The organism is Rhizobium sp. CCGE531 (assembly GCF_003627795.1).
Lineage (GTDB): Bacteria > Pseudomonadota > Alphaproteobacteria > Rhizobiales > Rhizobiaceae > Rhizobium.
In genome coordinates, this window is sequence record NZ_CP032687.1 from 281,728 (window position 1) to 294,374 (window position 12,647).

General features: G+C 57.8%; 12 protein-coding genes. 11 read left to right on the forward strand and 1 reads right to left on the reverse strand.

Annotation, left to right across the window (positions count from 1 at the left end):
- Nucleotides 1–146: 146 nt before the first annotated feature.
- Nucleotides 147–1,112, reverse strand: a complete 966-nt coding sequence (locus CCGE531_RS31165) for a hypothetical protein (protein WP_120670833.1) — start codon at nucleotides 1,110–1,112, stop codon at nucleotides 147–149.
- Between the two features lie 998 nt (nucleotides 1,113–2,110).
- On the opposite strand from CCGE531_RS31165, the gene CCGE531_RS31175 reads away from it, so the two are divergent.
- From CCGE531_RS31175 to CCGE531_RS35080, 11 genes are all read left to right on the forward strand, one after another.
- The gene (locus CCGE531_RS31175; protein WP_120670837.1) at nucleotides 2,111–3,085 is read left to right on the forward strand and encodes a LysR family transcriptional regulator; all 975 of its coding nucleotides are present in this window, start codon (nucleotides 2,111–2,113) and stop codon (nucleotides 3,083–3,085) included.
- A 609-nt stretch (nucleotides 3,086–3,694) separates the two neighbouring features.
- The gene (nifH, locus tag CCGE531_RS31180; protein ID WP_004126102.1) at nucleotides 3,695–4,588 is read left to right on the forward strand and encodes a nitrogenase iron protein; all 894 of its coding nucleotides are present in this window, start codon (nucleotides 3,695–3,697) and stop codon (nucleotides 4,586–4,588) included.
- A 103-nt stretch (nucleotides 4,589–4,691) separates the two neighbouring features.
- Complete coding sequence (nifD, locus tag CCGE531_RS31185) at nucleotides 4,692–6,194, forward strand: nitrogenase molybdenum-iron protein alpha chain (RefSeq protein WP_004126105.1); 1,503 nt, start codon at nucleotides 4,692–4,694, stop codon at nucleotides 6,192–6,194.
- Between the two features lie 125 nt (nucleotides 6,195–6,319).
- The gene (gene nifK, locus CCGE531_RS31190; RefSeq protein ID WP_004126108.1) at nucleotides 6,320–7,861 is read left to right on the forward strand and encodes a nitrogenase molybdenum-iron protein subunit beta; all 1,542 of its coding nucleotides are present in this window, start codon (nucleotides 6,320–6,322) and stop codon (nucleotides 7,859–7,861) included.
- Nucleotides 7,862–7,973: 112 nt separating this feature from the next.
- Complete coding sequence (gene nifE / locus CCGE531_RS31195) at nucleotides 7,974–9,419, forward strand: nitrogenase iron-molybdenum cofactor biosynthesis protein NifE (RefSeq protein ID WP_240535527.1); 1,446 nt, start codon at nucleotides 7,974–7,976, stop codon at nucleotides 9,417–9,419.
- Complete coding sequence (gene nifN / locus CCGE531_RS31200; RefSeq protein WP_120670840.1) at nucleotides 9,419–10,810, forward strand: nitrogenase iron-molybdenum cofactor biosynthesis protein NifN; 1,392 nt, start codon at nucleotides 9,419–9,421, stop codon at nucleotides 10,808–10,810. The genes nifE and nifN overlap by 1 nt, the downstream gene beginning before the upstream one ends.
- Nucleotides 10,776–11,276 (forward strand): nitrogen fixation protein NifX, encoded by a 501-nt coding sequence (gene nifX / locus CCGE531_RS31205; protein WP_120670842.1) that lies wholly within the window; start codon nucleotides 10,776–10,778, stop codon nucleotides 11,274–11,276. Before nifN ends, nifX begins: the two co-directional genes overlap by 35 nt.
- Nucleotides 11,277–11,288: 12 nt before the next feature.
- Nucleotides 11,289–11,777, forward strand: coding sequence for a NifX-associated nitrogen fixation protein (locus CCGE531_RS31210; protein WP_120670844.1), 489 nt, complete (start codon nucleotides 11,289–11,291; stop codon nucleotides 11,775–11,777).
- 24 nt (nucleotides 11,778–11,801) lie between these two features.
- The gene (locus tag CCGE531_RS31215) at nucleotides 11,802–12,005 is read left to right on the forward strand and encodes a CCE_0567 family metalloprotein (protein ID WP_120670846.1); all 204 of its coding nucleotides are present in this window, start codon (nucleotides 11,802–11,804) and stop codon (nucleotides 12,003–12,005) included.
- Nucleotides 12,002–12,331, forward strand: coding sequence for a ferredoxin III, nif-specific (fdxB, locus tag CCGE531_RS31220; protein ID WP_120670848.1), 330 nt, complete (start codon nucleotides 12,002–12,004; stop codon nucleotides 12,329–12,331). Before CCGE531_RS31215 ends, fdxB begins: the two co-directional genes overlap by 4 nt.
- 108 nt (nucleotides 12,332–12,439) lie before the next feature.
- On the forward strand, nucleotides 12,440–12,610 hold the full coding sequence (locus CCGE531_RS35080) for an exopolysaccharide production repressor protein (protein WP_245459610.1): 171 nt from the start codon (nucleotides 12,440–12,442) through the stop codon (nucleotides 12,608–12,610).
- Nucleotides 12,611–12,647: the final 37 nt, after the last annotated feature.

Sequence of the window (12,647 nt, forward strand, 5' to 3'; positions counted from 1 at the left end):
CCATCATAAACGGTATCATCGACCCTTAGGTCGCCGCGCGGCAACTGCATGGCAGAAGAGGGCCTGCCAAGAAGGCAGTCGGAGTGCATTCCAACAGGCGAAATCCGTCTGTCAGAACTTGGATCCGCGCCGGAACGGTTGCTCGTCTAGCGAAGAACCGGCTCTCCATGGAAACGGCGTTTTGATGGTTTTGAGACGCCAAAACCGACCTCCATCATCAGTCGAGGCCTCTGCTTCGCCAGGGTACCCATATGAAAGCCGAAAGGATCCTCGACGAAACCTGAACCCGCTTTGCCGGTCAAAGTGATGGCATTTTCTGCGCCATAGAAATCAAGCACCTCGTGCGCCGGATGGCCAACGAGCAGAGTCAATTGATGCCTCAAGCGCCGACGGTTGTGGCTGCCGCGCACGTAGACATGCGGACCGGAATTGCCATCGACGTCGGAGAGGTAAAAGAAAAACTTCAGCATCCGCCAATCATCAAGATCGAAGTGAAACTTGAAGGAAGCGCGGCTCAGATCCGCATCCGAAGCATTTTTCGTCGGAAAGCTCCACCACGTCCGCGTGGTGATCAATCTCGCGTTGCCGCCGAGATAATGCCTTGCCACGTCGAGAAGCAGCGGATCTTGCTGCACGGCAACGACGGCATCACATCGTAACGCCCGTTCGTAATGGTGGCCACTTAGTATCGTCCTGCCAAACCACCCCTCGGCTTCGACATGGTCGCTGGCCAAGAAGTCGAACCTTCGGTCGAAATTGCCGAAGCAAGGCGTTTCATGTCCAAAACGGGCAATTTCCTCGCAGATTGCGGTGGGAAGCGTCAAGCCGGCAAAAAGGCCCGTACTTCTCAATTCGGCTGCGATCGTCTCTGCCTTGAGGTCACCAAACATCGAGGGTTTGCGACTTTCCAGCCGCGGCGCTTGTCTTGCGGTCAGCCAATGTGCCTTGCGGAACGGCATCGTGCGTGCCAGCAGGAACATTGGTAGCCAAGCCGGGTTCTCCCGCATATCAGTGAGATAGGTTGGAATTCGAGACACCATCCGACGAAATACCCCGCCGTTGCGCGCGATCTGTTCGAGGTCCTTCGGGTTGGAGTTTGCGGAGCTGAGCATTCGATGGCCTTTCATGGATGATGGAAGTTCCTCCTGCGGGCAAGAACCTGCACTCGATACGGATAGTCTCGACAAAACGTGTTCCTGTTGATGCTATGAAATCCAGTAACGGATCAACGGAATGTGCAAAGGCGGTGTGCTGTCGCACGCCGCCTTTGCTGGCCTTGTCCAGGGGAGGATTCGTTCAAGGGAATGTGTTCGTTGCTCCTCTTATCGAAACCAGATTTGACATTAGGCGCGGTCGGACCTAGCCCAATGAGCGGAAATCGGGAGCACCGGCTTTGATTGCATGACTGAACATCACTTTCCCTAAAGTTTGTTTTCGAACGATCAAAGTCGGGGCATAGGAACCGATTCTTGACTTCGTTTGCAAATCTATTGTTTAGATAACGCTTATTTACGATATGGATAAATCAAGACAGCTCCGCAATTTCAGGGACTGAGACCCGTTCATGATGCCGATCTACACCGGCATTTCGGTACGGCAGTTTCCTGTTGAAGACTCCCCACCGGATGTCAGATCGCCAAAGGCGTTAAGGCATGGGGATTGAGCGGATCTTAAAACGCGCGCTGATAGCCGATCTCCTTCGCGTGGATCCCGTACGGCGGCGTGTTCGGCAACGGCGGGTGCTTGCCACGTTCGCTCTGATATTCGAACCAAGCGATTGCTCTTGCCGCGATGACGTGAGTGGAGGCCTTTATGCCGAGCTCCTTGAGTGGCCCGAAATTTTGTCCGATACCATGCAACGATGCGTGGAAGGTTCCACGTCTTGTCGTCTCACGACCGCCCCCAAGGGGGTTGCCCGGTTAAGAGATTGCCAAGCCGCGCAACGAGAGTAGACCGCAAACATCCCCAAAACCGTTTTATGCGACCGTTCGGGCGAGCCAATGCAACTGTGCACTCGATTTACTTGATTTCGGTCAACTTATATTCTTTCAATAGGCACGATGATCGATGGCGTGTATGGCACACCTCCACGCCGTGGATGAAGGAAAACATGCGCTTTAAAGGTCTTGATCTAAATCTCCTTGTCGTGCTCGACGCCCTCATGACCGAGCGCAACCTCACAGCAGCGGCACGAAGCATCAATCTGAGCCAGCCCGCGATGAGCGCGGCCGTCGCGCGGCTGCGAAGCTATTTCCGCGACGATCTCTTTACGATGGTTGGCCGTGAACTTGTCCCAACGCCACGTGCCGAAAGGCTCGCCGTGGCCGTCCGAGAGGCTTTGCTGTATATCCAGCTCTCCGTTATTGCCTGGGAACCGTTCGATCCGGCTCATTCGGATCGCTGCTTCAAGATCATCCTATCCGACTACGTCACACTCGTGTTTCTTGAAAAGGTCGTCGAGCGTATGGCGCAGGAAGCTCCTGCCATCAGCTTCGAGTTTCTACCTGTTTCAGACGACTTCGATGAGCTCCTCCAGCGCGGCGACGTCGACTTCCTCATTATGCCGGAAGTGTTCATGTCGAAGCATCCTCATGCTGCACTGTTCGACGATATATTCGTGTGCGTAGGGTGCAGTACGAACAAGCAGCTATCAGAGCCGTTCACCTTCGAGCACTACATGTCGATGGGCCATGTTGCGGTCAAGTTTGGAAATAGTCGCAAGTCCGCCATTGACGAGTGGTATTTGCGCGAGCGGGGTTTCAAGCGACGTATCGAGGTCGTGGTGCAATCCTTTAGCATGATACCGCCCATGCTGGCGGGTACCGACCGCATTGGGACGATGCCTTTGCGGCTGGCGCAGCACTGTGCGAAAACGACGCCCCTGCGCATCATGGAGCTTCCGCTTCCGATCGCCACATTGACCGAGGCCGTCCAATGGCCCGCGCTCCACAATAGCGATGCGGCAAGCCTTTGGATGCGGGAGACATTAATTCGGGAGGCTGCCCGGATGGTTTCGTCGCCGGCCGCGGAACGTCAAGATGCTCCGACGATGAAGCCCACTCGTCCGAAAGTTTACGCCGGATAAACGGCCGGCTCGCTTGATGCGGCTGTGATGTATTCAAACTTTTCCAAGCCATTGGGCATGCGAGCTTGTCCGCGACCGGTCACCGGGAATATTGCGCAGCTTACCTGGATCCCTGCGCTTACCGCTGAGTCTAAAAACGCATAAATTGCCAAGGCTGTCCTATCCGTTTCGTGTGGGTCGCGCCGCATGGATATGCCGCTTTCGATCCTGGGGCATGATGCGGCCGAACAACCAGTTGGGGTCTCAACTGGTTTGGCATTGTTTTGAGGCAAACCCGGGTGCTTCGCCAGTGGCACGATTTGATGTGGGATTGTCTCCAATTTTAAAAATTCTTTGGTCCCGCTGTGGTCTTGGCCAACCTGCGGCACCCTCCGATCGCCAGGCTTTATCAGTTTACTGCGACACCTTGCGTCCGATTTGTCGGGCCCGCGACAAAGGCTTGTCCAGTTGGAGCGCATGTCTGGCGCAGCTAAATAGCTGAAAAACAATCAAGAGAGTTTCCCTTCAAGTCGGCCGCCAACTTGGCACGCGTTTTGAAACGCTTCTTGGCGGGCGGCGCGAGCTGCCGACCGTACTCCGCGATGGATGGAACGAAAGAAGGAAGGCAACATGTCAGATTTGCGTCAAATCGCATTCTACGGCAAAGGGGGCATCGGCAAGTCCACCACCTCACAAAATACGCTCGCAGCCCTTGTCGATCTCGGCCAGAAGATCCTGATCGTCGGCTGCGATCCCAAAGCCGACTCCACCCGCTTGATCTTGAACTCGAAGGCGCAGGACACCGTGCTGCATCTAGCGGCACAGGAAGGTTCGGTGGAAGACCTCGAACTCGAGGACGTGCTCAAAATCGGCTATAAGGGCATCAAGTGCGTAGAGTCCGGCGGCCCAGAGCCGGGTGTTGGTTGCGCCGGCCGCGGCGTCATCACCTCCATCAACTTCCTTGAGGAAAACGGCGCCTACGACAATGTCGACTATGTCTCCTATGACGTGCTCGGCGACGTCGTTTGCGGCGGCTTCGCCATGCCGATCCGCGAGAACAAGGCCCAGGAAATCTACATCGTCATGTCCGGCGAGATGATGGCGCTTTACGCGGCAAACAACATCGCCAAGGGCATCCTGAAATATGCCCATGCAGGCGGCGTGCGGCTCGGGGGTCTGATCTGCAACGAGCGCCAGACGGACCGCGAGATCGACCTCGCCGAGGCCCTGGCCTCCAGGCTCAATTCCAAGCTCATCCATTTCGTGCCGCGTGACAACATCGTCCAGCACGCCGAGCTCAGGAAGATGACGGTCATCCAGTATGCGCCGGATTCCAAACAGGCCGGAGAATATCGCACCCTGGCTGAGAAAATTCATGCCAATTCGGGTCAAGGGACCGTCCCGACCCCGATCACCATGGAAGAGCTCGAGGACATGCTGCTCGACTTCGGCATCATGAAGACCGACGAGCAGATGCTTGCGGAACTTCAGGCCAAGGAATCGAAGGTGGCGGCCGCCCAATAACCGCCGCTTTCGACGGACGCGCCGGCCCTTGACCCGGCGCGTCCTTCCCGAGAACGCGCCTCAGCGCGAGGCGACATCCGAACCTTAAAAGAGGGCAGGCCCTATGAGCCTCGACTACGAGAAAAACGGCGCTTTGCATGAAAAGCTTATAGCGGACGTGCTGTCGCAATATCCGGACAAGGCGGCGAAGCGCCGCAACAAGCACCTCGGCGTTGCAACGGGCAAAGACGCGACCGACAAGGAGGACGACGTTCTTTCCGAATGCAGCGTCAAATCGAATATCAAATCCATTCCGGGCGTTATGACCATCCGCGGCTGCGCCTATGCCGGTTCCAAAGGTGTCGTGTGGGGGCCGATCAAGGATATGGTCCACATCTCCCATGGACCGGTTGGTTGCGGCCAATATTCCTGGTCGCAGCGTCGCAATTATTATGTCGGCACGACAGGGATCGACACCTTCGTGACGATGCAGTTCACCTCCGACTTCCAGGAAAGAGACATCGTTTTCGGCGGCGACAAGAGGTTGGACAAGATCATCGATGAGATCGAGGAATTATTCCCGCTGAACAAAGGCGTCAGCATCCAATCGGAATGCCCGATCGGTCTGATTGGCGATGACATCGAGGCTGTGTCGCGCAAGAAGGCGAAGGAACACGACAAGACGATCGTGCCGGTGCGCTGCGAGGGCTTCCGCGGCGTATCGCAATCACTTGGCCACCATATCGCCAACGATTCCATCCGTGACTGGGTTTTCGAGAAAACGGATGTCGAGTTCGAGGCGAGTCCTTACGACATCAACGTCGTCGGCGATTACAATATCGGCGGCGATGCGTGGGCCACGCGCATCCTCCTGGAGGAGATGGGGTTGCGCGTGGTCGGCAACTGGTCTGGAGACGCCACGCTTGCCGAAGTGGAGCGGGCGCCGAAGGCCAAGCTCAACCTCATCCACTGTTACCGGTCGATGAACTACATCTGTCGGCACATGGAGGAAAAGTACGGCATTCCATGGATGGAATACAATTTCTTTGGTCCGTCGCAGATCGAAGCCTCTTTGCGCAAGCTTGCCAAGCATTTCGGGCCGGAAATTGAGGAAAAGACCGAGAAAGTCATTGCCAAGTACCGGCCTTTGGTCGACGCCATCATCGCCAAATACCGACCACGCCTCCAAAGCAAGACCGTGATGCTCTACGTCGGCGGTTTGCGCCCTCGTCACGTGGTCACGGCCTACGAGGATCTCGGCATGGAGATCGTTGGCACCGGCTACGAGTTCGCCCACAACGACGACTATCAGCGCACCGGCCATTACGTGAAAAAAGGCACGCTCATCTACGACGACGCGACCGGTTATGAACTGGAAAAATTCATCGAGGGGATCCGCCCCGATCTCGTAGGCTCCGGTATCAAGGAAAAGTACCCGGTGCAGAAGATGGGCATTCCATTCCGCCAGATGCATTCGTGGGACTACTCCGGCCCGTATCATGGCTACGACGGCTTTGCCATCTTTGCCAAAGACATGGACCTCGCCATCAACAATCCAGTCTGGGATCTTTACGACGCCCCCTGGAAGAGAAAGGTCGCGCCGGCTGAGGCGGTTGCGGCCGAATGAGGGCCTGGCCTGTCTTGGAGCAGGGGCAGGCTAGGCTCTCGCCGCGGATTTGATCCTGACACCTCGAACATCTCGACGTCCTTTGCCGCCATTGGTGCGGCACGATGAAACGAAAGGCGATTACCATGCCGCAGTCGGCGGAAAAAATTCTCGACCACGCGCCTCTGTTCCGCGAGCCGGAATACAGGCGAATGCTTGCCGAAAAGAAGCTGAATTTCGAATGTCCGCACCCGGACCAGGTCGTTGCCGATCAAAGCGAGTTCACCAAGACCTGGGAGTACAGGGAGAAAAATCTTGCCCGCGAAGCCCTGGTGATAAATCCCGCCAAAGCCTGCCAGCCGCTCGGGGCCGTCTTTGCGGCTGCGGGCTTCGAGCGGACCATGTCCTTCGTCCACGGCAGCCAGGGCTGCGTTGCCTATTACCGGTCGCACCTTTCGCGACACTTCAAGGAGCCTTCGTCGGCGGTTTCGTCCTCGATGACTGAGGACGCGGCGGTATTTGGCGGACTGAAGAACATGGTCGACGGGCTCGCCAACACCTATGCGCTCTACGACCCGTCGATGATTGCCGTCTCGACCACCTGCATGGCGGAGGTTATCGGCGACGATTTGCACGGCTTTATCGAAAACGCCAAGAGCGAAGGCTCGGTCCCCTTAGACTTCGATGTTCCTTTCGCCCACACGCCCGCCTTCGTCGGCAGCCATGTCGATGGCTATGACGGCATGGTCAAGGGCATCCTGGAGCACTTCTGGAAGGGCAGGGAGCGCAAGGAACCGAACGGCACCATCAACATCATACCCGGGTTCGACGGCTTCTGCGTCGGCAACAACCGCGAGCTCAAGCGCCTGCTGAACCTCATGGGCGTATCGTATACCCTCATCCAGGACGCATCCGACCAGTTCGATACTCCCTCGGATGGCATGTATCGCATGTATGATGGCGGCACGACGATCGGAGACGTCAAGGAAGCTCTTGGCGCCGAAGCGACACTATCGCTGCAGCACTACAACACCCGCAAGACGCTGGAATATTGCAAGGAGTTCGGACAGCCGACGGCTTCCTTCCATTATCCCCTTGGCGTTAAAGCAACCGACGAATTGCTGGTGAAAATCTCGGAGATTTCCGGCAAGGAAATCCCTTCCGCGATCGGACTGGAGCGTGGGCGCCTCGTCGACGCCATGGCGGACAGCCAAGCCTGGCTGCACGGAAAGAAATACGCGATCTACGGCGATCCAGATTTTGTCTATGCGGTGGCCCGGTTCGTGATGGAAACCGGCGGCGAGCCCACACATTGCCTCGCGACCAACGGCACATCTGCGTGGGAAAGCGAAATGAAGGCATTGCTTGCATCCTCGCCGTTCGGAAAGGATGCCAAGGTCTGGGCGGGCAAGGACCTCTGGGCACTGCGCTCACTGCTTTTCACCGAACCGGTGGACCTGTTGATCGGCAATTCCTATGGCAAATATCTGGAGCGCGACACCGGCACGCCGCTGATCCGGCTGACGTTTCCGATTTTCGACCGGCACCATCATCATCGCTTCCCGCTGATGGGCTACCAAGGCGGGCTGCGTGTCTTAACGACAATCCTCGACACGATATTCGACAAACTCGACCGCGAGACGAGCCAAACAGGTGTCACGGACTATTCCTATGACCTCACACGCTAACGGCAAACGCTCGGCTCCGCCGCCGAGTGTCTTGCAATCGACATCCAAGACCGGCGCAAGCCGGTCGCTCGATGCCAGGATCCAGGACGTCTTCGAGGAACCCGCTTGCGAGATGAACCGCGGCAAAGATGCCAATGTCCGCAAGAAGGGTTGTTCCAAGCCGCTCACCCCCGGGGCGGCAGCCGGTGGCTGCGCGTTCGACGGCGCAAAGATCGTGCTGCAGCCGATCACCGACGTCGCGCATCTGATCCATGCTCCGCTCGCCTGCGAAGGCAATTCCTGGGATAACCGTGGTACGGCTTCGTCCGGCCCGATGCTCTGGCGCACGAGCTTCACCACCGATCTTACCGAACTCGACGTGGTGATGGGCCACGCCGAGCGGAAGCTTTTCAAAGCGATCCGCGAGATCAAGGAAACCTACGCGCCACCGGCGATCTTCGTCTATTCGACATGCGTTACGGCGCTAATCGGCGACGACATCGAAGCGGTCTGTAAGCGCGCTGCGGAAAAATTCGGCTTGCCGGTGGTGCCGATCAATGCGCCCGGCTTTTCCGGCTCCAAGAATCTTGGAAACAAGCTCGCCGGCGAGGCGCTGCTCGATCATGTCATCGGCACGGTGGAGCCCGATGATGCCGGCCCCTACGACATCAATATCCTCGGCGAATTCAATCTTTCCGGCGAGTTCTGGCTGGTAAAGCCGCTTCTTGATCGGCTTGGCATTCGCGTGCGCGCCTGCATCCCCGGTGACGCGCGTTATCGTGACATTGCCTCAGCGCATCGTGCCCGGGCAGCGATGATGGTGTGCTCGACCGCACTCATAAATCTTGCCCGCAAAATGGAGGAACTCTGGGACATTCCGTTCTTCGAAGGGTCCTTCTACGGCATTACCGACACGTCGCAATCGCTGCGGCAGATCGCTGAGCTGCTCGTCAGGAAGGGCGCCGATCCGGAGATTCTTGAGCGCACCGAGGCGCTGATCGCAGAGCAGGAGGCGATCGCCTGGAAAAAGCTCGCGGCATACCGGTCGCGGCTTCAAGGCAAGCGTGTGCTCCTTAATACCGGTGGTGTGAAGGCCTGGTCGATTGCCCACGCGCTGATGGAGATCGGCGTCGAAATTGTGGGCACCTCGACCAAGAAATCGACGGCCGAAGACAAGGAGCGCATCAAGGAAATTCTGAAGGAGGATCACCGCATGTTCGAGTCGATGGGATCGCGGGAGATGTACGACATTCTCGCAGAACACAAAGCCGACATCATGCTGTCTGGTGGGCGTACGCAATATGTCGCGCTGAAGGCAAAAACGCCCTGGCTTGATATCAACCAGGAGCGCCATCATCCCTATGCCGGCTATGAGGGCATGGTGGAGCTCGTTCGCCAGATCGATCTTGCTATCCACAACCCGATCTGGAGCGAGGTGCGGGAGCCGGCACCATGGGACGCCCAGCCCGCAATGAAGGAAGAACTGCAAAGCACGCAAAGCGAGAGCGAGACGTTCCCCGCCTCACAGATCTCGTCGGCGCCTCCGCCGGCGGCTTCCGCGGGTGGTGAGGAAAGCTGATGGCCTGCATTCTCCCGCAGACCAAGTCGGCGGCGGTCAATCCGCTGAAATCGTCGCAGCCCCTCGGTGCCGCTCTAGCCTATCTTGGCGTCGATGGTGCGATACCGCTGTTCCACGGCAGCCAAGGCTGCACCAGCTTCGCGCTGGTGCTCTTCGTGCGCCATTTCAAGGAAGCCATCCCCCTGCAGACAACGGCGATGGACGCAGTCGCGACGATCCTCGGCGGCGCCGGCAATTTGGAAGAGGCGCTCCTCAATATCAAAACACGCGCTAAACCGAAGCTGATCGGGATCTGCACGACGGCGCTGGTGGAAACCCGCGGCGAGAATTTCGAGGGCGATCTTGTCAATATCAAGCTGGAGCGTGCCGAAGAGCTAGCAGGTACCGAGGTCGTGCTAGCGAGCACACCCGATTTCGACGGTGCGATCGAGGAGGGTTGGGCAAAGGCAGTCACCTCCATGATCGAAGGCATTACGACCCCAGGCGGCCGGCCCCGCGATCTGAAGAAGATTGCGATCCTCCCCGGTTGGCACCTGACGGTCGCCGATATTGAGCTTCTGCGCGAAACGGTCGAAAGCTTTGGTCTGAAGCCGGTGATCCTGCCGGACGTCTCGGGCTCGCTCGACGGCACGGTTCCTGACGACCGCTGGGTGCCGACTACCTATGGCGGCACGAAGGTAGAGGAAATCCGCGAACTCGGCACCTGCTTCCAGGCGGTTGCGATTGGCGAGCATATGCGCACGGCCGCCGCGGCCCTGCAGGCGAAGACCGGCGTGCCTTATGTCCTCTTCGAGCAGCTTGTCGGCTTGAAAGCAATCGACCGTTTCATGACGATGCTGGCGATGATCGCCGGCAATCCCGTGCCGGCCACGGTGCGCCGCCGCCGCGCACAATTGCAGGACGCACTCCTCGACGGCCATTTTTATTTCGGCGGAAAGCGCATTGCGATTGCGGCGGAGCCAGATCATCTTTTTCAACTTGCGACGTTCTTCAAAGGGATGGGCGCCGAAATAGTCGCCGCCGTGACGACCACCGGTACCAGCTGCATTCTGCAGAAGGTGCCAGCCGACGCTGTGCAGGTCGGCGACCTTTCCGATCTCGAAACCATGGCGCGTCACGCTGGCGGTGACTTGATCGTGACCCATTCCCACGGCCGTCAGGCGGCCGAGCGGCTTGGCGTTCCGCTGATGAGGGTCGGGTTTCCGATCTTCGATCGGCTGGGCAGCCAGCATAAGAAAACCATTCTCTATGAGGGCGCGCGCAACTTCCTGTTCGAGGCCGCCAACATTTTCCAGTCGAACTGCCGCCGGCCGAGCCCCGAAGCGCTCAATCCCTTGCAAGACATGGAGGCAAAAAATGACGGCCGTCAGACGTCTTTCACTCGTCACTGACGAGGGGCCTGCCCCTGCGCCAGAGTGCCCGAAGGGAGTTCTGCGCGTTGCGATCGCGACGCAGGACCTGAAGAGGCTGAATGCCCATTTCGGATCTGCCAAGCTTTTTGCAGTCTATGACGTCACCCCAACCGGTTGGGAAATCGTCGAAGCCGTCGATTTTGGTGAGGCAACTGACGAAAGCGGCAAGCACACGAACGACGGCGGCACCGATCGCATCGCGATGAGGGTCGAGGCGTTGAAGGGATGTCATCTGCTGTTCTGCCTTGCGATCGGCGGCCCCTCCGCCGCGAAGGTCGTCGCGGCAAAAATCCATCCGATCAAGGTGCCCGAGCCATCTTCCATCGAGGAGGTGCTGACGCGCACCCAGACCATGCTGAAAACGGCCCCGCCGCCATGGCTGCGCAAGGTGCTTGCAGATGCCGGCATGGGTCTCGCCAAGCCGTTCTTCGACGACGAAGATTAAAGGAGATCGGCGATGACTTCGCCCAGCAACCTTGCGAACATACTCGCAGATGATGACAGCGACGCTATGGCAACCCCGTTCATGAAACGTCTGGTTCGCCTGGTGAGGGCGCAGGATGCTCATGGGTCGTGGGACGGAAAATCGGACACTGACCTGCTTGCCGATTTCATCGTGACGAAGGAGCAGCGCCGGCAGATGCCGATCATCGGCGACCCCGATCCGGACGTAATTTGGAGGCTTCAAATCTTTTACACCTGCGTCGGGCTTGAAATCGAGGGGCACTCCGGCCTCGTTGCATCCTCGATCGTGACGATGAATCCCGAGGGCTTTGGGCGAGTGGTTCTCACGACAGGGCGTTTGGTCGTTTTGTCGAAAACGCTCCGAGACGTCCATCGGTTCGGCTTTGAGACGCTTCGCAAACTCACCGAGGCCGGCACGAGATTGGTCGATGATGCCGTCATCGCCATTAAAGCCCATCCCGATGTGGCGCGGGCGCCATGAAATCAGTTTTTGAGGAAAGAGATAATGTCAGACATTGTGGAGCAGCTTCAGAAGGTCCGCAAACTGCAGTCACGAGCGGCAACTGCGAAGATGGAGTTGCATGACCTTGCCGAGGACCTGCCGGTCAACTGGCCCAAGATCAAGACGATCGCAGAAAAAACGTTCGCGGTATTCGCCGAGTTGAATGTGGCAAAGAAAGAGCTTGCCGCCTTGGAGGATTCACGATGACGGGGACCTTCGTTACCCGTGATGGATCCACCTGGGTGCCGGAGTATCTTACCGCTATCGATGGCAAAACCTGCATCGGCTGCGGCCGCTGCTTCAAGGTCTGCTCGCGCGATGTCATGCATCTTTACGGCGCCAATGAAGCGGGTGAAATCCTCGGTATCTGCGATGACGAAGACGACGACTTCGATGGCGAACTCAATCGTATGGTCATGGTCGTGGACGAAGCAGGGCGCTGTATCGGCTGCGGTGCCTGCGCCCGCGTCTGCCCGAAGAACTGTCAAATTCATATCGCGGCTGACAAGCTCGCTTCATGTGCTGGCGCATAAACCTGGAGAACGGCGGTGCCTTTTGCAATTTTCTGTCGCCTCCTGCAACTAATCATGTGCGTCAGCCTTCTAGGCACTTACCTCGTTTCACATTCCATCCGCAGAGCAATGGTCACGACGCTGGAAATTTGGCTCCTTCTTCAGGTGGCCTATTTCGCAAGCGTGCTTTTTTTGATCTGGCGGGCCAGTTGCGCTTCAAAGAGGAGCCAGCGTGCCTTGCGTTTTGATGATCTCGAGGAAATGCGCTACCGGCCAGACCATTGCGGAGAGAAAGACTGAAGGATTCCGATGTCCGCCAGCTTGGCTTGATGGGGCC